The 21,825-nt window shown below is 38.9% G+C and carries 20 protein-coding genes; 9 read left to right on the top strand and 11 right to left on the bottom strand.

What is annotated here, in order from left to right:
- Positions 1-66: 66 nt before the first annotated feature.
- Positions 67-2,559 carry an EAL domain-containing protein gene (locus CFPU101_RS22235; protein WP_206817705.1) on the bottom strand — a complete coding sequence of 831 codons (2,493 nt, stop codon included), beginning with the start codon at positions 2,557-2,559 and terminating at the stop codon, positions 67-69.
- 156 nt (positions 2,560-2,715) lie between these two features.
- On the opposite strand from CFPU101_RS22235, the gene CFPU101_RS22230 reads away from it, so the two are divergent.
- Entirely contained in the window at positions 2,716-3,447 is a 732-nt protein-coding gene (locus tag CFPU101_RS22230; protein ID WP_206817703.1) for a GAF domain-containing protein, read from the top strand.
- Here the strand turns inward: CFPU101_RS22230 and CFPU101_RS22225 are convergent.
- Positions 3,434-4,354, bottom strand: a complete 921-nt coding sequence (locus CFPU101_RS22225; RefSeq protein ID WP_242578180.1) for a LysR family transcriptional regulator — start codon at positions 4,352-4,354, stop codon at positions 3,434-3,436. The genes CFPU101_RS22230 and CFPU101_RS22225 overlap by 14 nt on opposite strands.
- A gap of 156 nt (positions 4,355-4,510) precedes the next feature.
- Between CFPU101_RS22225 and CFPU101_RS22220 the strand changes: the two genes are divergently transcribed.
- From CFPU101_RS22220 to CFPU101_RS22210, 3 genes are all read left to right on the top strand, one after another.
- Positions 4,511-4,771, top strand: coding sequence for a hypothetical protein (locus tag CFPU101_RS22220; RefSeq protein WP_206817701.1), 261 nt, complete (start codon positions 4,511-4,513; stop codon positions 4,769-4,771).
- Between the two features lie 167 nt (positions 4,772-4,938).
- Complete coding sequence (locus CFPU101_RS22215) at positions 4,939-6,003, top strand: mannose-1-phosphate guanylyltransferase (protein WP_206817699.1); 1,065 nt, start codon at positions 4,939-4,941, stop codon at positions 6,001-6,003.
- Positions 6,004-6,077: 74 nt separating this feature from the next.
- On the top strand, positions 6,078-7,724 hold the full coding sequence (locus CFPU101_RS22210) for an AarF/ABC1/UbiB kinase family protein (RefSeq protein ID WP_206817697.1): 1,647 nt from the start codon (positions 6,078-6,080) through the stop codon (positions 7,722-7,724).
- 10 nt (positions 7,725-7,734) lie between these two features.
- On the opposite strand, the gene CFPU101_RS22205 is transcribed toward CFPU101_RS22210, so the two are convergent.
- The gene (locus CFPU101_RS22205; RefSeq protein WP_206817694.1) at positions 7,735-8,475 is read right to left on the bottom strand and encodes a hypothetical protein; all 741 of its coding nucleotides are present in this window, start codon (positions 8,473-8,475) and stop codon (positions 7,735-7,737) included.
- A 95-nt stretch (positions 8,476-8,570) separates the two neighbouring features.
- On the bottom strand, positions 8,571-9,881 hold the full coding sequence (locus CFPU101_RS22200; protein ID WP_242578179.1) for a sorbosone dehydrogenase family protein: 1,311 nt from the start codon (positions 9,879-9,881) through the stop codon (positions 8,571-8,573).
- A gap of 119 nt (positions 9,882-10,000) precedes the next feature.
- Here CFPU101_RS22200 and CFPU101_RS22195 point away from each other — a divergent pair, with 119 nt between their 5' ends.
- The 4 genes from CFPU101_RS22195 to CFPU101_RS26070 all read left to right on the top strand — a co-directional run bounded on the left by CFPU101_RS22195 (position 10,001) and on the right by CFPU101_RS26070 (position 15,019).
- Positions 10,001-10,282 (top strand): type II toxin-antitoxin system HigB family toxin, encoded by a 282-nt coding sequence (locus CFPU101_RS22195; RefSeq protein WP_206817692.1) that lies wholly within the window; start codon positions 10,001-10,003, stop codon positions 10,280-10,282.
- A gap of 75 nt (positions 10,283-10,357) precedes the next feature.
- On the top strand, positions 10,358-10,753 hold the full coding sequence (locus CFPU101_RS22190) for a type II toxin-antitoxin system HigA family antitoxin (RefSeq protein WP_206817691.1): 396 nt from the start codon (positions 10,358-10,360) through the stop codon (positions 10,751-10,753).
- A 63-nt stretch (positions 10,754-10,816) separates the two neighbouring features.
- On the top strand, positions 10,817-13,102 hold the full coding sequence (gene purL / locus CFPU101_RS22185; protein ID WP_206817689.1) for a phosphoribosylformylglycinamidine synthase subunit PurL: 2,286 nt from the start codon (positions 10,817-10,819) through the stop codon (positions 13,100-13,102).
- A gap of 216 nt (positions 13,103-13,318) precedes the next feature.
- Positions 13,319-15,019 (top strand): calcium-binding protein, encoded by a 1,701-nt coding sequence (locus CFPU101_RS26070; RefSeq protein WP_206817687.1) that lies wholly within the window; start codon positions 13,319-13,321, stop codon positions 15,017-15,019.
- Positions 15,020-15,051: 32 nt separating this feature from the next.
- Here CFPU101_RS26070 and hpnA read toward each other — a convergent pair whose 3' ends face one another.
- From hpnA to petB, 7 genes are all read right to left on the bottom strand, one after another.
- Positions 15,052-16,029 carry a hopanoid-associated sugar epimerase gene (hpnA, locus tag CFPU101_RS22175; protein ID WP_206817685.1) on the bottom strand — a complete coding sequence of 326 codons (978 nt, stop codon included), beginning with the start codon at positions 16,027-16,029 and terminating at the stop codon, positions 15,052-15,054.
- Between the two features lie 6 nt (positions 16,030-16,035).
- Positions 16,036-16,878 (bottom strand): D-alanyl-D-alanine carboxypeptidase, encoded by an 843-nt coding sequence (locus CFPU101_RS22170; protein ID WP_242578178.1) that lies wholly within the window; start codon positions 16,876-16,878, stop codon positions 16,036-16,038.
- Positions 16,879-17,016: 138 nt separating this feature from the next.
- Entirely contained in the window at positions 17,017-17,946 is a 930-nt protein-coding gene (locus CFPU101_RS22165) for a J domain-containing protein (RefSeq protein ID WP_206817683.1), read from the bottom strand.
- Positions 17,947-18,071: 125 nt separating this feature from the next.
- On the bottom strand, positions 18,072-18,404 hold the full coding sequence (locus tag CFPU101_RS22160; protein WP_242578177.1) for a hypothetical protein: 333 nt from the start codon (positions 18,402-18,404) through the stop codon (positions 18,072-18,074).
- Positions 18,405-18,470: 66 nt separating this feature from the next.
- Complete coding sequence (locus CFPU101_RS22155; RefSeq protein WP_206817715.1) at positions 18,471-18,704, bottom strand: KGG domain-containing protein; 234 nt, start codon at positions 18,702-18,704, stop codon at positions 18,471-18,473.
- A gap of 345 nt (positions 18,705-19,049) precedes the next feature.
- On the bottom strand, positions 19,050-19,532 hold the full coding sequence (gene petD / locus CFPU101_RS22150; protein WP_206817682.1) for a cytochrome b6-f complex subunit IV: 483 nt from the start codon (positions 19,530-19,532) through the stop codon (positions 19,050-19,052).
- Between the two features lie 123 nt (positions 19,533-19,655).
- Positions 19,656-20,324, bottom strand: a complete 669-nt coding sequence (gene petB, locus CFPU101_RS22145) for a cytochrome b6 (protein ID WP_206817679.1) — start codon at positions 20,322-20,324, stop codon at positions 19,656-19,658.
- A gap of 545 nt (positions 20,325-20,869) precedes the next feature.
- Between petB and CFPU101_RS22140 the strand changes: the two genes are divergently transcribed.
- Positions 20,870-21,358 (top strand): hypothetical protein, encoded by a 489-nt coding sequence (locus CFPU101_RS22140; RefSeq protein ID WP_206817678.1) that lies wholly within the window; start codon positions 20,870-20,872, stop codon positions 21,356-21,358.
- The last annotated feature ends 467 nt before the right edge of the window (positions 21,359-21,825 follow it).

Here is a 21,825-nt window from a genome sequence, read left to right as displayed (position 1 = left end):
TCAATTTTAGAGTTCCCGAAACCATGATTAAACTATCATTAAATATGATAGATTTTGAAAGTGACATTAGACGACCGTAGAATAACCTTTTATTAAAAATTGGGTCGCATGGTCGGTAGCAAGCGGTTTTGAGAACCAATAACCTTGAGCTTCGTAACAGTTTTGACTCTGTAAAAGCTCGATTTGTTGTTGCGTTTCTACTGCTTCCGCCACAATTCGTGTATTAAAACCTCTACCTAAAGAGGTAATTGCTGCAATCATCGCTAAATCTTGTGCATTGCCGCGTAAGTCTCGGATAAACGTTTGGCTAATTTTGACGGTTCTAAAAGAAAATTGCTTTAAATAACCGATCGCCGAATAACCTGTACAAAAATCATCTAAACAAAGACGTACCCCTAAATTTTGTAAGTCTTGAAATACTTGCTGTGCTGCTGTTAAATGATTTCGCAAGGTTTTCTCGGTTAATTCTAATTCTAGCCATTGGGGATCTAATCCAGTTTGATCCAGCACTCTGGCTACAATTTCAGCTAAAATGGGTTGTTGAAATTCTCGACTTGACAAATTAACACCGATTGAAATGGGTGGTAAACCATCTTTTTGCCAAGCTAAATTTTGCTGACAAGCCGTTTTTAAAGCCCATTTTCCAATATGTAACATTAGATCGGTTTTTTCAGCTAGAGGAATAAATTTATTAGGTGAAATTTCTCCTAGTTCTGGATGATTCCATCTTAATAAGGCTTCCATTCCAGTAATGTCCCCAGTTTTGAAATTAATCTGGGGTTGATAGACTAAAGAGAATTCTTGACGATCTAATGCTTGATGAAGCAAGGTTTCAATTTTTAATAAAGCCGATGCTTCTTCTGACATCAGTGGTGTATAGAATTGAAAATGATTACGCCCTTGTTTTTTAGTACGACTGAGAGCCACATCAGCATTTTTTAAAAGATTATTTTGATCCTCGCCATCTTGGGGATAAATCGCGATGCCAATACTGGTTTTTAGCTGAAGTTGATATTTTTCAATGATAAAAGGTTGTTTAAGAGCTTCAAAAATGCGATGTGAAAGTTTGACTGTATCTTCTGTATTTTTAATTCTAGGTAAAAGGACAGTAAATTCATCACTTTCCCAACGTGCTACTGTATCACCTGCACGAACACAAGCCGTTAAGCGTCGAGAAAAGCTTTGTAAGAGTTGATCGCCAATAGCGTGACCTAAAGTATTGTTAATATTTTTAAACGAATCTAGGTCTAAAAACATCACTGCTAGAAGTGTTTGATTTCTTTGGGCTTCGGCTAATGCTAGGGTTAATTGTTTACTAAATAAAACGCGATTGGGTAAGTTAGTTAGTGCATCATGAAAGGCTTGATATTGCATTCTTTCTTCTGAGCGTTTTTGTTCGCTTATATCTTTAATGACAAAGCAAAATACTTCTTTTCCTTTAAAAATACTGCGACTAATTCGCGCCTCTACACTAATTAGTGATCCATCTCGACATCGATGTAATGATTCTTCGATCCGAGATAATTTATTCGGTTCAACTTGAGCCAGTTCATTATCGACAATTTCTTTATCAAGAGCAGCAATTTGATAGAGATTAAGTTGTTTAAGTTCGTCTAATTCATATCCAGTTAATCGACAATAGGACTGATTCGCATCGATAATATTTTTAGTATTATATTGAATCAGTAAAATTCCTTCTGAGCTTTGTTCAACTAAAAAACGATAATAAGACGCATCATGATTCAGTTGATTTTCTAAACGCTTATATTTAGTGATATCAAATAAATAACTTCTGACCACTTTGCTATCACTTAAATAATGAATATGCTGCTCAAAAGTATCATCCCCAACTTGAATTTCTCGAACATATGAAGTTCCTTCTTTTGCTGATGTTGCTTGTATTAATCCATTTAAAATCGGATGATTAGTACGATCTTGTTTTAATTCAGGAAATTTATAAGTAGCGGCAGTATTGAGCGAGATCAATTCTCCTTCAAAATTAAGTTCAAACATAGGGAAAGGACTCCCTTCTACTGTTGGAATTGGTGTTAAAAGAGAAGTTTGGACTTCATCGGAGTCGCTGAGTTTCAAAATTAAAGAATTTTTGGCATCAAAATCTAAAGTCGCATTATAAGGGAGATGCTGCGGAATTTGGGTGATTTCGGGCGATTCTTCCTCTTTAATTGTCGATTTGAGTTTGTCTAATTCTGCGGAATCACTAATGAGATGATAACTAACTTTGACTTTACTACCAAAGCGGATCGCATCACCCGTTTTTAACTCTTGAGAAAAACAATATTTACCATTGACTGTTAAGCCATTGGTACTTTTTTTACCCTGTAAACTACCATCAATAATACGATAATACTCTTGATGATTATGATAATCTGTTACTCGCAATAATGTTGCATGATGACGAGAAACCTGACGATCATAGATGATAATTGAACTCGTTGGATCACGACCAATCGAATAGGTACTTTCTTTGAGAGAAACAATTCGTTTTGATTTTTGGTCTTCAACGACTAGAACATGACGGATATCTTGTACATTACTCATTTTTGAACTAGCACTCTTTGCAAAGGCTACAATTATATAGTTCCCTGAAATTTAAAAGAAATAACAGACTTGTTAAAGTAAATTTTCTCTAAACGTGCTGTATCTCTTTTGCTGAGTCCTTTTTAAGTTTTTATCCTTTATATTTTTGACATTGTGATGAATACCGATAACAATATAGCAATTCAATCCATGATTCTACCTAGAGACAATAGAACTGACTCTAGTGTAGCGGGGAGTTTACCAGCTATCGCGACTCAAACGATATCATGTTTAAATGCTCGTCGTTGCTCGATCTTACAGTTTACTCAATCCGATGACCAAGGTTGTTTTCAAGTTATTTACTGTGCTAATGTTCCTCATTCAATTGAACTCAAAGTTTCTCCTCTAGAACAAGCGATCGCTAGTTATCTTAGTAAAACGGAACAACCGTTGCTGATTAAAAATAGTAAATTTATTCCTTTTACGCTACCGAAAAATTACCTACATCATTCAACTAGCTTAATCTCAGTTCCTCTGTGGCAAAATAATCAAATTAGTGGTGCTATCATTGTTGAACAACCTATACAGAAAAAATTTTTTGATGAGTCAGATCTAGAACTGCTCAAACTGTTTGCGACAATAGCCAGTCAAGCTCTACATATTACTCATTTACAAAATATTCTAAAATCGAAATTTGTTACCTTAGCCGTTGTTAGGGAAATTCAAGAAACCCAAGAAGCTGATCCCCATCCGACTAAACTCGCCAAAATTGTCGCTAAATCTTTCTTTAAAGAAGTTATTCAAGCAGGTTTTAGTCCTCCTCAAATTATTGAAACAGCTACAGAAGTATTAAATTTATTACATATTACTCTTGAAAAACATCGTCAACGGATTTCTAGGGATGATTAAATTGTGCTTTTAAAAGATCCAAAAACGCAAAAGTAGCTGGTGTTAAAAGAGCATCTTTAAGAATCGCAATCCCAATCATTCTATAAAAAGGTACTGGCAAACTATAGCTTTGTACACCAACAGGAATGGGTTCAGCAGCTAGACGAGGAGTAATGGCAGCACCTAAACCCTTAGCGACCATATTAACAATTGTGGCATCAGAACGAACATGATAAATCACTTGCAAAGTAACACCATATTTCGCACTATGTTCATACACCATCGCATCACAAGTATCTCCATCGGGAGCCATAATTAAAGGATAAGTGGCTAATTCTTCCCATGTTAAAGATTGTCCTTTGAGTTTAAAATCGGGCGGAAATAAAACCACAAACTCATCGCGCATCAGTTCCCATTGCTCAAACTCTTGATGATTTTTTTGATAGTAATAAATAATCCCTAAATCAGCGCGTCCCTCTCGTAAATCTTGTTCGACATTTAGACAATCATCATATTCTGCAATGCTGACAGCCAGTGCTGGATAACGTTGACAAAACTCGGCGATCACTTCGGGTAAAATGTGAGTGGCTGCACTACGAAACGAAGAAATTCTGACTTGTCCACCTTTTAAACCTCTAGCAAATTCAGCTTGTTTACTGATATCGTCCATTAAAGACAAAATTTGTCGCGCTCGATCGACGATTTGCTGTCCGACTGGGGTAAGATTAGCCCCATAGCGTCCCCGTAAAAATAAGACGACTCCTAACTCTTCTTCTAGTGTTGCAATTGCATAACTTACCGCAGACTGGGACATCTGAAGTTGTAAGGCTGCTTCACTAAAACTACCATAATCCGTGACCGCTACTAATACCTGTAATTGCGATAGTTTTAAATGGTTTGAACGCTCATAAATCATCGTTTTAGCCATCACATTTTTTGACTAGAATTATCTCCACACAAAGAGAAGATCTAGAGAATTATCCATCAGTGTAATTGATGGCTCATTATCTAATCCATGAATTGTTTCTTTAAGCCACCCTTCATATGATGAAAATAACAATTCAATGAAAAAGAGTGATTCGTCATGAAAACCTTAATTTATAAACCATCAGAGCAGTTATCTAATCAAAAAGCTGTCAAACAAGCGTCATTTTGGACAAAATTATCAAATATTGGTCAGAATTTTAGTCAGTTCTTCAATACTTCATTAGAATTGCAAGTTTGGCGGATGGTTGATCAAAATGGAAATATTTGGTGGAGTGCCTACAATCCTAAAAATGGTCAATCTGTGAAACGTATTTCTGAAGAACAGATGAGGATCTGGATTGAACAAAATTATCGCTAGACATACAGATTACTGAATAATCATGCTAAACAAAGCGATCGCAGCATCTTATCTAAGATTATTCCAGATTAGTAAGTAGAAATACTTAATAACCGAAACCAGTCTATTGACAAGCACGAAAAATTCACCTCAAAATAGGGGCAATCTGCATTATCTTTGAGGCAACAATGAATCAAGTGCTTATTCCCGTTATTTTAGCGGGTGGAAAAGGTGAACGTTTTTGGCCGTTGAGTCGTCGTCAAAAACCCAAACAATTTTTATCTCTTGATGGCACTGGTAGCAGTCTTTTACAGTCTACCGCCGATCGCTTGTTACCTCTCTCTTCAGGATGGGATAATCTTTGGGTGATCACATCTGCATTAGTCGCTGATGTGGTTCGAGAACAACTCCCCCATTTACCCAAAGAGAATCTATTAATTGAACCCGAAGGACGAGATACCGCCCCTGCTGTCACTTGGGCTACCCTAGAAGTCGCCAAACGCTACGGCAATGATGCGGTTGTAGGCTTCTTTCCTGCGGATCACTGGATAGGGGATCAAACCGCCTATCAGAACACCCTCAAAGCTGCTTCAGAAGTCGCACAAACCAAGAATGCGATCGTCACTCTCGGCATACAACCTAATTTTCCTTCAACTGGATACGGCTACATTGAACAGGGAGAAAAAGAAGGAGAATATAACAATCTACCCGTTTATCGCGTCAGTCGTTTTACAGAAAAACCCGATCAAGACACCGCCCAAACCTTTATTGAAACAGGGCGTTTTAGTTGGAATAGCGGAATGTTTATTTTTAGGGCAGAAGTCGTTTTAAATGAACTCGATACCTACGCTCCTAATATTATCCGTCCACTAAAAGAACAAGGGACAGCCGCTTATGCCACCTTAGAGAAAAAAAGTATTGACTATGCTTTGATGGAACAAACCCAGTTAGCCTATGTTTTGCCTGCTGATTTTGGTTGGGATGATTTAGGAGACTGGAACGCCCTCGAACGACTTTTACATAAAGAAGGTCAAAAGAATGTAGAGTTAGCCACTCATGTCGGTTTAGATACCGAAGGATCAATTTTATATGCAAATGATGCCGATGAAGTGATTGTAACCATTGGTTTAGAAGATGTTGTGATTGTCCGTAATGGTAAAGCGACTTTAGTCGTGCATAAGAACCGCACACAAGATATCAAACAGGTACTGAAATTACTGCAAGACAACCCTCAATTAGAACAATTACTATAATGATCAAAGGAAAGAGTTAATCGGATGATTTCTGATTAACTTTTTCTTAAACTTACGCCTCAATCATTACGCCTGTGTTTGCACTGACTTACGCGACTCGCCAAAAAGAAATTATTGATGTCGTCCTCCGCAATGGATGGGACTATATGCGGGGTCTTCTGACTGGAGGAACAGACGACGAACCACAGATCCCCACACCCGAAGTTTTACGCAAAATTTTAGTAGAATTGGGGCCGTTTTATGTTAAGTTAGGGCAACTTTTAAGCACTCGTCCTGATTTATTACCACCCCAGTATATTGAAGCATTATCGGCTCTACAAGCACAAGTTCCGCCCGTTTCTTGGTTAGCTATTGAAACTGTGATTCAAGAAGAATTAAACCAACCTCTTGAAGAAGTGTTTCAAGTGATCGATCCTGTACCAGTAGCGGCGGGATCAATTGGTCAGATTCATCGCGCTACATTATTAAATGGAGACGAAGTAGCGATTAAAGTTTTGCGTCCTGGTATTGAGAAAATTGTTGCTCAAGATAGTGCATTAATTAGAGGAATTGCTGAACTTGTTTCGATGACGGAGTTTGGCCGAACCTATGATGTTGTTAATTTAGCAGATGATTTTACAAAAGCAGTTAAAGCGGAATTAGATTTTAGACAAGAAGGTTCATTTACTGAAGAATTAAAGCAAAATCTCTCAAAAACGCGCTGGTTTGACCCTAAACAATTAGTGGTTCCTAAAGTTTATTGGGAACTCAGTAGCTCAAAAATTTTAGTTTTAGAATGGTTGTATGGTCAACAATTATTAGACGCGGATCTCAGTGAACCTTTAACTCTAAAAACTACTCAAGAACGTCGTCAAGAAATAACCAGTCTTTTACTGAGGGCTTTTTTCCAACAATATTATATTGATGGATTCTTTCATGCAGATCCCCACCCTGGGAATATTTTTTATCTAAAGGATGGTCGAGTTGCACTGTTAGATTGTGGCATGATTGGACGTTTAGATCCACGAACTCAACAGATTTTAACAGAAATGCTCTTAGCAATTGTTGATTTAGACGCTCAAAGATGTAGCCAACTAACGGTAAAATTATCAGATTCGGCTCAACCTGCGAGTACTTCTCAGTTAGAAAACGATTTTGAGCGAATGCTACGGAAATACTACAATTTGAATCTGGCTCAAATTAATTTTAGTGAGGTGGTTTATGAGATGTTACAAATTGCCAGAAAGAATAAGCTAAGACTTCCAGGTAATTTGGGTTTATATGCCAAAAGTTTAGCGAATTTAGAAGGTGCAGGACGAAAATTTAATCCCAAACTGAATGTTATAGAAGAAGTCAAACCTTTAATGACGGATTTTTTTGAACGTCAATTGATTGGAGTTACGCCTTTACAATCTTCTCTGAGGACGATTTTAGATTTAAAATCCATTTCTTTAAAAAGTCCGCGACAAATCGATGTATTCTTAGATCGACTGACTTCAGATACCTTGCAATGGAATGTCAGATTACAGGATTTAGATCCACTGCGTCGGACTTTAGAATTATCAGTTAATCGTTTAGCGTTTAGTATTGTTATTGGTTCATTAACGATTGGTGCGGCGATTATTTCGACTAAAACATCTACCACACATTTAGTAATTATTAGCGATATTTTGTTTACCGTCGCTAGTTTTATGGGATTGGGATTAATTATTAGTATTATGCGTTCAGGTCGTTTAAGGTAAATTGGTTTCTTTAAGCCGATATAACCCGATAGCGAACTTCTACCATGACTTTAGAAAACTGATGGACATCCTGATTTTCGCTTAAAGTCTGATTGACATCCTCTAACATTAAAGGTTCAAGAAGCATTAAAACGCTTTTTTGTCTAGTGTTACGACGGACATAGTTTAATAAACGATGTAAAAATAACGGTTGATTTTCGACAGAACGCAGGCTATATTCTTCAATACTGACCAAAAGCAGACGATCTCGTAACGATTGATCAATAGTGCATTGAGCGATCCATTTCATTTGTTGTAAAACATAATCCTCTGTTTGTATCATCTCTTGGATCACTTCTTGTACAACTTTCAGTAAAGCGCGTTGACCATCTCGGTTAGCTTTAAGCCAATTTTGAAAATTTTGATGTACAACCACCAAAGAACATAAACGATTAATCAAATTTTGATAAGCTTGAGTCGCTGTAGCATTAAGATAACGCTGTTTTAAGATTTGGTAGCGATCGTTATAATATTGCTGAAGGTTGGTTTGTTGTTCTAGGGTCAAATTGTTCCATTCTGTTTCGCTTTCACCTAGCAACCATTGAATAATACTATCTTTTTCCTGCTGACTTTGTTGTAGATGGTCTTCAGCGAGACGAGATAGCCACGTTTTTTTGATTTCACTTTTGGATTGATGATTTGCTGTGCTATCGTGTGACAAGCGACATGACACACGCCAGTGAGAGATGTTTCCGTTAGTTAGCTTTGTCACGAGACTCACTCCAATCTGAAAGCGGATGACACCAATATATCTTTCAACAAGATTTAGATCAGTCGGTAAAAGTCAGATAAAAAGTCAGACAAAAGTCAGGGCGATCGATATTGTATCCGATAAATCCGACCATTCATCTCTTCAGTTACTAACAAACTTCCATCGGGCAATACTAATAAACCAACGGGTCTACCCCAAGTACTCGGAACTTTTGGATCGACTAGAAAACCCGTCAGAAAATCTTCATAATAGCCTAATGGTCGATGATCTGGGCCAAATGGGACAAAAACAATTTTATACCCTGTTCCCTGTCCACGATTCCAAGATCCACGAAACGCGACAAATGCACCATTTTGATACTTTGCGGGAAAGGTTTTTTGATCATAAAATTGTAACCCTAAAGCGGCTGAATGCGCTTGAAATAAGACATCAGGGGTTTTTGTTGTGGCGGCTAATTGTGGGTTACGACTGCGGTTATTTGCCACTTGACGAGGGTCGAGAAATTTTGGCGATAGATAAGCAAACGGCCAACCATAAAACTCACCGCGACGAATACGAGTCAGATAATCGGGAACTAAATCATCTCCTAAGCCATCTCGTTCATTGACGCTGGTATAAAGTTCCCCTGTTACGGGATGGAAATCTAAACCTACTGGATTACGTAAACCAGACGCAAAGGTACTCAGACGGTAATCTTTTAAGTCCATTTCCTGTACTGAAGCGCGAGGCAATTCTTCAACATCAACGTTAGAACGAGAACCGATAGAAATGTATAATTTTTGTCCATCTGGTGAAGCAACAACATTTCTTGTCCAGTGTTGACGATAACCCCCACCGGGTAATTCTGCGATTTTTTGTCCTGTTCCGCTAAGACTTTCTTGATCTTTAGAGAAAGGAAAACGTAACACCCCATTTTGATTTCCCAAAAAGAAAGAGTTTCCCAAAAAAGCCATCCCAAACGGTAAATCTAAGCCATTTTCGGCTGTTGCGAAGGTTTTGTAACTATCGGCGACACCGTTTTTATCGGTATCTTTAAGTAAACGTATTCGATTTTGACGAGTTTCAGTAACTAATACATCTCCATTCGGGGTTAATACTAACCAACGCGGGTTATCTAGATTTTCGGCAAAAACATTAACTTGAAATCCTTGTGGGACATTTAATTTAGGTTGTGCTGGAATGGGTAAAATTTCGGGTGATTTGGAGGCACTATCTGAGGCGAAAGGCGCAGGGAGTTTTTCTTTTAGAATTGAAATACGACTAGGTTGTAAGGTTTGAGTTTGAATTTGTGTCGGGTTCGCTGCAACAGAAGTATCCGAAGGAATGGTTAATTGGTCTTTTTGACAACCATTCAGTAAGAGAAACGTGAGCAATAGGGGAAAGTACGATCGCTTCATGCTAATCATTGTAGATCATCGCCCTAAAGTGGCTGATCTATCTTGATGCTGAAAATATAGTCAAACTTTACCTTGACAAATAGTTTTCATAACGAGAACATTATAAAGTAATCTCCAATGGTGTCTTAATGGAGCTAATTGGTCAGTATCAACTGAGAAAGGATGCAGCAAAATATGGTGATACACATAGAACAATTGAAGCTTGGATGAGAGTGGTTGAGGAGGCAGAATGGAGCAATATTACACAAGTCAGAAAAACCTATCCATCGGCGGACTATGTAAAGGGTAGAACCGTGTTTAATATAAAAGGAAATTCTTATCGCTTGATTACTGTAATTGATTATTCCCTGCAAATAATCGTTTATGAGACTTTTCTGACCCACGCCGAGTATGACAAATATCAATTCTAATAAACAGCCAACAACTGGATAAACCATCTATTAGGGGATTGTTCCCCTTGTACATTCACTCAATCTAGAGGAAAAATGATTGTAATTGATAAAGCTATTTATGGTCAGCTTTTAGTAAAATTTCAACCCAAAGTGATCGAGAATGAAAAAGAGTATGATAATGCTCGTCATATTCTTTTAGAGCTAATGAAGCAAAAAGATCGCATACCTGAAGAAACAGCACTACTGAAACTCATAGCGACTTTAATTAAAGAATTCGATGCAAAACAAGATAAACCAGAGCAAGCAACACCGCATGAAGTTTTACTGCATCTAATGGAAGAAAATCAAGTCAAACAAATTGATTTAGTCGGTAAAATCGGCTCAAAAGGAGTTGTATCAGAAATCGTTCATGGAAAACGTTCGATTAGTAAATCTCAGGCTAAAGCTTTGGGTGAATTTTTTCATGTGTCACCAGCAGTCTTTATTTAGCTTCGGTAGACGTAAAGAATCAGATACAATAATTTACGGTGTCTCCACAATTAGAGTTATTTTATGTCTGCTCCTTTTTCTCCGCAAGAAATCGCCTCAGAAGGCATCAAACCCGATGAATACGAAGAAATTGTTAGCCGTTTAGGTCGTCATCCCAATAAAGCAGAATTAGGGATGTTTGGTGTAATGTGGTCAGAACACTGTTGTTACAAAAATTCTCGACCTTTATTAAAACAGTTTCCCACAACAGGCGATCGCATTCTCGTCGGGCCTGGAGAAAACGCAGGTGTAGTAGACTTAGGAAACGGACTGAGACTGGCTTTTAAAATTGAATCTCATAATCATCCTTCGGCAGTAGAACCGTTTCAAGGTGCAGCGACGGGTGTCGGAGGCATTTTAAGAGATATCTTTACCATGGGGGCGCGTCCTATTGCGATTCTAAATTCTTTGCGGTTTGGGAATTTAGATGATGCCAGAAATCGAAGAATATTTACAGGTGTAGTCGAAGGTATTTCACATTATGGTAATTGTGTCGGGGTTCCAACGGTTGGGGGTGAAGTGTATTTCGATCCTGCCTATAGCGGTAACCCGTTAGTTAATGCGATGGCGTTAGGATTGATGGAAACCGACGAAATTGTTAAATCTGGCGCAAAAGGTATTGGAAATCCAGTATTATATGTTGGTTCCACAACGGGACGCGATGGCATGGGTGGCGCAAGTTTTGCTAGTGCAGAATTAACAGATCAATCAATGGACGATCGCCCTGCGGTACAAGTTGGCGATCCCTTTCTCGAAAAATCCTTAATTGAAGCCTGTTTAGAAGCGTTTAAAACAGGTGCAGTGGTCGCAGCGCAAGATATGGGGGCGGCGGGTATTACTTGTTCTACCTCAGAAATGGCGGCTAAAGGGGGTGTCGGAATTGAACTGGATTTAGATAAAATTCCAGTACGGGAAACGGGCATGATTCCCTATGAATATCTTCTCTCGGAATCACAAGAAAGAATGCTCTTTGTTGCTCAAAAAGGGAGAGAACAGGAATTAATCGAGATTTTTCACCGTTGGGGACTACAAGCGGTGATCGCAGGAACCGTGATCGAAGAACCGATCGTTAGAATTCTCTTTAAGGGTGAAATTGCCGCCAATATTCCCGCTACTGCTTTGGCCGATAATACCCCAATTTATCATCGTGAACTGCTGACAGAATTACCTAAATATGCAACAGATGCTTCAAAATGGACAGAGGAAAGTTTACCCGCTTGTACAAATGAGGGAATTGATTCTAAAACTTGGAACGAGATTTTATTACAACTTCTAGATACACCAACGATCGCATCAAAACGTTGGGTTTATCGACAGTACGATCATCAGGTGCAGAATAATACAGTTATATTACCCGGTGGAGCAGATGCAGCCGTGATTCGGGTTCGTCCCATTGATGCTGATCCAAGTACATCTACCATTGGTGTTGCGGCTACAACCGATTGTAATGGGCGATATGTTTATTTAGATCCCTATGAAGGGGCTAAAGCTGCCGTTGCCGAAGCCTCTCGTAATCTTAGCTGTGTGGGTGCTGAACCGTTAGCCGTTACCGATAATCTCAATTTTGGCAGTCCAGAAAACCCTGTTGGTTACTGGCAACTGGCTTCAGCGTGTCGGGGTATTGCTGATGCGTGTCGAGAAATGTCTACTCCTGTGACGGGTGGTAATGTTTCTCTCTACAATGAAACCGTAGATTCACAAGGCAACCCACAGCCCATTTATCCGACTCCTGTAATTGGAATGGTCGGACTCATCCCTGATATTACTAAAGTATGCGGTCAAGCTTGGCAAAATGAAGGGGATTTAATTTATTTACTCGGTTCTTCAGTGGTTCCGACTTTGGGCGGTTCGGAATATCTTAATACGATTCATCGTACAGTAGCAGGAAAACCCCCTGTAGTTGATTTTATTTTGGAACGATTGGTACAAAAAGCGTGTCGTGATGGCATTCGTCAAGGATGGGTCAAATCGGCTCATGATTGTGCAGATGGCGGAATTGCAGTAACTTTAGCAGAGTGTTGTATCAGTAGCGGTTTGGGTGCAACTGTCGCTTTATCGGGAAGTCGCTTCGATACCGTACTTTTTGGTGAATCTGCCAGTCGGATTATTGTCTCAATCAATCCAAAACTACAGTCAGAATGGGAAAATTATCTAACTGAAACTTTAGGACAAGCTTGGCAACAAATAGGTCAGATAAAGTCAGATCCTTGTTTAAAAATGTCAGTATGGGATCAGACTGTGATTGATCTTAATATTCAACAAATGCAAGACAAGTGGGAAAATGCGATCGTCCGTCGTCTTGAACAGTAAATCCATTACTTTAGGCATTTTAAGGATCAATAACCCATTGTTCATTCGCTCAAAATACTATTAATTTCTAGACTTTAGAGTAACGTCCTTAACTTGCCTTAATTTTGGCGTTAAAATGCCCAGAAATCCTGGTGATTCCCGATGAGAAAGTAAATACTGTAATTATTGAAGGCAAACGCCCACAAATACAGTTAATCGTGGACACAAAGAAAAAAAATGGCTTTTATTTTTGGACAAACTGGAAACTTTAACGAAAATCTTACTGGAACTTCCGATCAAGACTTTATGTTTGGTGATGGTGGAAATGATACCATGTCTGGCGGTAGTGGTGCCGATCTCCTCAGTGGAGATTCTGGTAATGATTCTTTAGTTGGAGGATTTGGTCAAGATACTTTATCGGGTGGTGAAGGAAACGATATCCTTAACGGTATAGGCAGTATCTTAGATCTGACCAACAGTATTGATACTTTGATTGGTGGCTCTGGAGATGATATTTATCTAATCGATAATCTCTTTGGTATTGATGTTGTCGTTGAAGGAGCAAATGCTGGACTCGACACCGTTCGATTTAATGTACCCAGTGGCTTTGTTAACACATTTTACACCCTAACCGCTAACATCGAAAACCTTGAATTACTAGGTAATGCCCTCGGTGGTACAGGTAACGAACTCAATAACAGAATTACAGGAAATAACCTTGGTAGCACTCTTAAAGGTCTAGCAGGGAATGATACCCTGATTGGAGGTACTGGTGGTGATTTCCTTGATGGAGGTACTGGTATCGACAGTATGGTTGGTGGTTTAGGTAACGATAGTTATGTTGTTGATAACGTTGCAGATGTTGTTGTAGAAGGACTAATTGGGGGAACTGATTTCGTTTTATCTTCTGTTGACTTTACTTTGAGTCAGAACGTCGAAAATCTGCAATTGTTTGATCCTGTAACTCTTCTCAACATCAACGGAACAGGTAACACCCTCAACAACGACATACAAGGTAGCAATGGTAATAATGCTCTACGCGGTTTGGAGGGAAATGATACCATTGATGGTATTGGGGGTAACGATACCATCGATGGTGGTTCGGGAAATGATACTCTAATTGGTGGATTTGGCGGTAATGATAGCCTACTCGGTGGTATTGGTAATGACCTTCTCCAAGGGGATGATGGAGGAATTGGTAACGATACCCTTGATGGGGGTTCAGGTAACGACACGATGGAAGGAGGACTAGGTAACGATCTTTATGTCGTTGATTCGACTGGAGATGTTATTACAGAAACCTTAAATTTTTTAAGTATTGATACCGTAAAATCTTCTGTCACTTTTACCTTGGGAAACAACTTAGAAAATTTAGAGTTGTTAGGAACTACATCAATTAATGGTACAGGAAACACACTGAATAACCTAATAACAGGAAATAGTGCAGCTAATACCCTTGATGGTAGCAGTGGTGATGATACTCTAATTGGTGGTGCTGGTGATGACCTTCTAATTGGTGGTTTAAATAACGATCGCTTACGAGGTCAAGCAGGAAATGATATCCTTAATGGTGGTTCTGGTAATGATTCCTTTGTCTTTGCGGCAACCGTAGGAGTCTTTACGGCTGGTGATTTTGGGATTGATACGATCGAAACCTTCAGTAGAGGTTTTGATAAAATCGTTCTGTCTAAGAGTACTTTTGGTTTGTTGAGTAATGTTGGGAATGGTTTTAGTAATGCGTCTGATTTTGCGGTTGTTGCGAATGAGGATGCCGCCGATAATAGTACAGCCCGCATTGTCTTTAGTGCAGATACCAATAGCTTATTCTTTAACTCCAATGGTATCACTGATGGATTTGGTACAGGTGCAAAGTTTGCCTCGATTGGTGCGCCCGTTGATCTTATTCTTGCATCTACTGACTTTGTCATAGAAGCCTAGGAAAAAAGGATTTCAGAAAGGGTTACTTTTGTTCAGAGTAACTCTTTTTGAAACCACTCCACAGCATCTTTTAAAGCAGTATGAATCGATGATTGAGGTAAACCTAATTCTCTAACGGCTTTCGACGCATCATAAAACATCAACTGTGTAGACATTCTCACACCATCAAGGGGAACTGATGGAGATTTTCCTAAAGGCGTGAGAATTTTTTCATCGATCCAAGCGACACTTAAAGGAATCCATGAGGGAATTTGGGATGATGGGGCTGGAATGCTCGTAATTTGAGATAATTCGTCGAGAATCTGTTTTAAAGTCATATTTTGATGACCAAGGATGTAACGTTCTCCTGTTTTTCCCTTCTCTAAGGCTAAAAGATGTCCACAAGCCACATCACGAACATCAATTACATTTAATCCAGTATTGACATAAACAGGCATCTGACGGCGCAAAAAACGGACAATCAGATCACCTGTCGGGGTGGGTTTAAGATCATAGGGGCCAATGGGAGTACTGGGATTGACTATTACCACATCTTGTCCCATTTGTAAAGCTTTGCCAGCTTCTTGTTCTGCCCAATATTTAGACTTTTTATAATCCCCAATTAATTTTTCAACTGGACTCTGATAGAATTCATTAACCGATGAAGGGGGATCACAAACACCAATCGCCGCGACCGAACTGGTGTAAACTGTTCGTTTAATCCCTGCTTTTCGGGCAGCCGCTAAGATATTTCTCGTGCCTAAAACATTACAACGATATAAATTATCTCGATCTTTTTGCCACAGCGAATAGAGTGCCGCTACATGAAACAAAACTTGACAGCCTTGCATCTGTTCTGAAAGATTTGGATGATTCAAATCTCCTTGAACAATTTCAATCGGTAAACCGTGTAAATTGTCAAGAGGACTATTTGGGCGAACCAACGCCCGAACACTGTAACCTTGTTCTAGCAATAAACGAACCAGGTTAGCCCCGATAAATCCTGTTCCTCCAGTAATGAAAGCAAGCATAGTCATTTATAGTTCACAGGGTGTAACGAGACTTAATTGCAATACGATTTGATCGATCGCTTTAACCAAGGCTTTTCCCGATTGTTTCGGATTATTAGCAATAATACTAAAAACCAAAATTCCGTAATGGGGATGATGAATATAACCCGATAAAGCTCTAACCCCTGTGAGGGTTCCAGTTTTAGCATAAACCGTTCCTTGGGCGGGTGTTGCTCTCATGCGATTTTTTAGCGTTCCACTCAAACCTGCAATCGGTAAAGAAGCATGAAAGACTTCTCGTTTCGGAGAATAATACATCGCCCGTAAAATTTCTACAAATGCACGAGGGGTAGCGACATTATTACGAGATATTCCCGAACCATCTGCTTGACGAATCCAACTCGGATTAATCCCCATTTGGGCTAAAGCCGTTTTCGCCGCCGTGGGGCCTCCAATATAGCGCAACAGGGTATCCGCATAAGCATTATTACTTCTTTGATTGGTAATTGTCACCCAATTTCTAACTGAGGTAGAACGAATCGGGGCTTCTGGATCTAATCTTTGTAAAGCCGCCGCCGTTGTAATAATTTTCATGTTAGAAGCGGGAATTAGATATTTATCGGCATTATAGTTATAAATAACGGTACGATCTTCTAATTTTTCGACTAAAATACCCCATTTTCCAGTGTTTTTCTCAATAATACTGTTAATGGTCGGTCTAAGCAAAACTTCACAAACTCGATAGTTGCCCTGTTCTGGTGGCGGTACATAAATGTCAACTGATTCAGTTTCGTTTAAATAATCGCTATTTGTTGATAAATTAACGTCATTAGCAATAGCCGAATTTGACCATGCTAACGATGCGATCATCAGAATTGCCAAAGAATTTAAGCAAGGGAGGACACGTTGGGGCGCCTGTCGCGTCCCGATTGAGATGTCCGTGTTGATTTTTTTCATCATGTTTCCGTTCAGTCGGGTTTCCTCACTAAATCGATTTATTGTATCAGCTTATAGCTCAGTTGACAGCCATTTGCGTAACGCGGGCCAAGCTTGAGGCAAAGCTTGATATTGTTGATACGCAATATTGAGGCGTATTGTTACTTCGGTCGCATTTGGATGAGGGTTTCGATCCGGATGCCATAATAGCATTAGAGTTTTATAAGCTTTTTCGACCGATTCTCCTCTGCTTAAAAAAGAAACTCCTAAAATTTCCCACCAAGCAGAAGATTGCTCTAAGATAAGTGCTGGGAAAGAAGTTTTAGAAATTCTCGTGATTTCTTGCACAACATCCCATGACACACCATAACACCGTTGATAAACAGAGGCTAGTTTTTGGCGACCTATTTGTTGAATTGCTGCACTGTGCCACTGCTTAAATGCGTGACGCATGGCGAATTGAATTCGAAATTCTCGATCGGCAAACTTTCCCTGTTGGTAATGGTCTTCTTTTTGACGAAAGATGTTCCCTTGTTTGATATTTTTAGTATTCTCTAAAGAATGAAAAAAAGGATTTTTTTGTTCAGCAAGAGATTCTAAAATTTCTTTAGCATAGCCAGTTGGTTCGTTTAAGTTAAAAAGGGCGGTTAAAGCAGGACAAATTTGCTGAGATTCGGGTTTATCTTGCCATTCCCAATAATTTATTCCAGATTTAGCTAAATAATGCTGATAAAAGTCATGCCAAGTTTGCGGCACAACACAAGCAAAGGGTGTCATTAGAGGTATAGCGAGTTCGTAAGCTTGCCCTTTAAGAGAACTTGAGGGCGCGTCTTCAAGTAAGCAAGCTAGATGAAAGGAACGATAGACGGGTTTGCTTGGTGTTTTTTGCGGTGGATCAGACTCAGAGGCAGTAGAGGCATTTAACAAGGATAAACCACAGACGATTAAGCCTAAGAGAAAAAGATTAAAAATCAGTTGCTCTAGGTGCGAAAACAATTGCATTGTGATTCGGCAAACAATAAGACAGCAAACATATTGTCCTATGTTTTAGGAACGATTATTAATTTTTTTGAACAAAAAAACTACACTGTTTGAGAGAGTGTAGTCCGAAAAGTTATTATTAATTTTTATCTCCAGATGCGATTTCCGTCTTCATCGACTCTTGCTTGACGGATGACATCAGATATTTCATCTGCATCTTTTACGTGATGCAATGCTTTTTTCTCTCCATCTGGTTCATCAACAATGAAATAAGTTGGAACTTTAATGTGATCGCCTGTAATATCGGGAACATCGACTGCGATCTGTTTGGCTTTTTCTTCGATGGTTTGAGGTTCGTCGGAAATGCGATCACCAGGATTAGCCGTTAAGTTTCTTTCTTTAGGACTTACGACTTCTTCTCTGGAACTAGATTCATAACTCATCTCATGTTCTTCTTGATTTTTTGTTTCTCTTTGCATATCAATTCTCCTGTTTATTTAATCTTTGATGATATTTAGTTTCTAATGGTCACATCGACAATTAGTTTATTTGTTGCTACCAGAACCGCTATGAGAGGACTTACCGCCTTTACTAGCAATTTCACGCTGCTTCCCTTTATCCATTGAAGTAAAGCCCTGCTTACCTTTGCTAGATAACTCATTTTCATCTTCGTCCTCTTGCTCATCTATTTCCTGAACGGAACCTTTGCTAGCGATTTCTTTTTGTTTGTTTTTATCCATTGAAGCAAAGCCTTGCTTGGCTTTACTGGTGTTTGTCATGATTAAACTCCAAAATAAAAAAAAATATCAAATAAATTGCTGGATCGAGATTAAGTTTTAAGTTGGTTAGTTCTTTTAGTAACTGCTCTAGATCTCTTTTTTAAATTTAGAACACTTATTAATAATGAACCTCTCTCAAAATAATGAGTTTATGTTCAACCTGTAAGTAGATAAAAAATTTAACTTTAATATTAAATTTCATGCTAAAGTCAGATTCCTTTTCGAGTAGATAGGGGCTGAGGTGAAGAAAATTTGAGACATAAAAAATTGATGCCTACAAGATCGAGCTTGAAGAATAGCCAAAGCGATCATAGACATCAAATTTTTAAATAATCTTACTTGACCTTAGAATAAACCAAGGGTTAAAGATTTATCAATTGGGAAAGTTGCGCCAGCACCTAACCATAGTGTAACTAGAGTACCAATTAGGAAAACTGTAGTAGCAATAGGACGACGGAAAGGATTTTGGAATTTATTGACGTTTTCAATAAAAGGAACCAACATTAAACCTAAAGGTACACCCGCCATACCAGCGATACCTAAAAGTTTGTTGGGAAGAATCCGCAGAATTTGGAAAACTGGATAAAGATACCACTCTGGTAAAATCTCAAGAGGAGTAGCAAAAGGGTTAGCAGGTTCACCGACTAAAGCGGGGTCAAGAACAGCTAAACCAACGCATAAACCAATGGTTCCTAAAATAACAATGGGGAACACATAAAGCAGGTCGTTTGGCCAAGCGGGTTCACCATAGTAGTTGTGACCCATTCCTTTGGCTAGTTTGGCGCGTAGTGCGGGATCACTGAGATCCGGCTTTTTTAAAGTTGACATCTGATCAGTTTCTCCTTAGTTGCATTCAGGATCAGCAATTTTTTTCAGTTATCAGGGAACAGTTTCATGATTTCAAAGTTTATAATACTTTTCTCTATTTAACTGTTTACTGTTAACTAGATTTTAAAGAGGGCCAGAAATACCTTGTTTACGAATCATCAAGAAGTGCAATAGCATAAAGACTGCAATTGACCAAGGTAAGACAAAAGTATGTAGGCTATAAAAACGGGTTAAAGTTGCTTGTCCAACACTTTCACTACCACGCATCAGTTCTACAACTTGATCTCCGACAACGGGAATAGCAGCAGGTACACCAGATACGATTTTAACCGCCCAGTATCCAACTTGATCCCAAGGTAAGGAATATCCAGTTACACCGAAGGTAACAGTAATAACGGCTAGGACAACTCCAGTTACCCAAGTTAATTCACGAGGTTTTTTGAAACCACCAGTGAGGTACACTCGGAAAACGTGTAATATCATCATTAGAACCATCATACTGGCAGACCAGCGATGTACTGAACGAATTAGCCAACCGAAGTTAACTTCGTTCATGAGGTACTGAACCGAGGTGAAGGCTTCAGCTACAGTAGGTTTGTAATAAAATGTCATCGCAAACCCAGTGGCAAACTGAATGAGAAAGCAAACTAGGGTAATCCCACCAAAACAGTAGAAGATGTTGACGTGGGGTGGAACGTATTTACTAGAAATGTCCTCAGAAAGGGCTTCAATTTCTAAGCGATCGTTAAACCATTTATAGACTTTTGAGTCGGTAGCTTGTTTGGTAAACATTGAGTCTAGAGGTTGCTGTATATTTCGGTAGTTGAGCTATTTTTCGGCTAATCTACTAGGCTATCTGACTAGCGTGATCAGCGTCAAGTTGAAATTTGTTTAAAGTACGATGACGTTGTACCAAGAGAGCCGAGATAACTTTTGAGTGAGCTATCTTTAAAGACATCCTCTATAAAGAAATGTAACATAGCTTTAAGCTTTAAGGATAGGGTTACTCTAAAGATTAATATGAACGCTTCTTTAGGGGTCTAGCAATGGACGACTTAAATTGACCGTTCACAATAGAGGATTTAGCTTAAATCAATCCTTTAGCTATTTAACACATCTATCATTATTTTAACTTATTTTCACAATATTTTCATTAATTTAAACCTTATAGATGAACTGTTATACGAAAAAGATTTTTAATCATTGACAAAATCAGGAATTTACATTTTTAGATATTAAACATTTAATTAGCCATTCCCCTTTTCGAGCATCTGCATAACTACCAAATCTTGAGAAAGATGAATGAGTAGAATTTAGCTTGAAAAGGAGTTTTTGAAATGACATACAGTCCTATCAACAATTATTCCGCTACTTCGGGAATAGGATTTAATTCTCAAATGAGTGATGTATTGCTAGGCGCAATGGTAGCCTATTTTCCGTTTGAGGCTTTCACTTCAAGCAATTTGATTAACGATTTCAGCGATGTTTTTGTTAGTAAAAATTTGAATTCAGCCACTAATGCTTCAACTACATCTTCACTCGATCAGAAACTTTCGCTTTCCAATACTATTATTTCAGAAGTGCTAACCGACACCCAATTAGATGTTCTAGAAGTCCAAGATGCTCCTAACGATTATGGCGTTTTGTTTATTTTCGATCAACTTAATGTAGGTAATTTAGCAACGAACGCTACTGAAAGTTTGGGTAGTTTGTATGACGATCCAATTGAATACGGGAATCCACTCGAAGATGCTCAATACTGGCGACAACAGCAGGGTCAAAATTCCTGTGCGGTTGTTGCTCAAATCTGTGTTTATCGTCATTAACGGGTCAATATGTTTCCGAAGATGATGCCAGCAACTACGCTCAACAGTGGGGATGGTTTGACCCTCAAGGTGGTACCCCCTCACAATATACTGGTTACATTCTCAACGCTTTAAACATTCAGACATATCAACCATACGATACAACTCTTAATAGCATAGCCTATGCTCTGGCAATAGGTGACAAGCCAATTGTAGGGCTAGATTCTAATGAAATATGGAATCCTCAACGTGACTCGTACGGCAATCCTATAGAGCAAGCTAATGGAGGTCATGCTGTTTGGGTGACAGGAATTGACTGCGAATCGGATGGCTCAGTTAACATTATTCTTAATGACAGTGGAACCCCGAACGGACAGGCCTCAGTTATTGATTACTACGATTTTATGAATGCCTGGCAGGATTACGGCAATTTCGTAATAGTTGCCGATAATCCTTTTGTCTAAGTGGTGTTAAACTGTTGAGCGTCT

This window comes from Chroococcus sp. FPU101, from assembly GCF_017312365.1.
Taxonomy (GTDB): Bacteria; Cyanobacteriota; Cyanobacteriia; order Cyanobacteriales; family Microcystaceae; genus Chroococcus.
The sequence above is the reverse complement of the archived record's forward strand: the minus strand, read 5'-3'. Positions and strand labels throughout refer to the sequence as shown.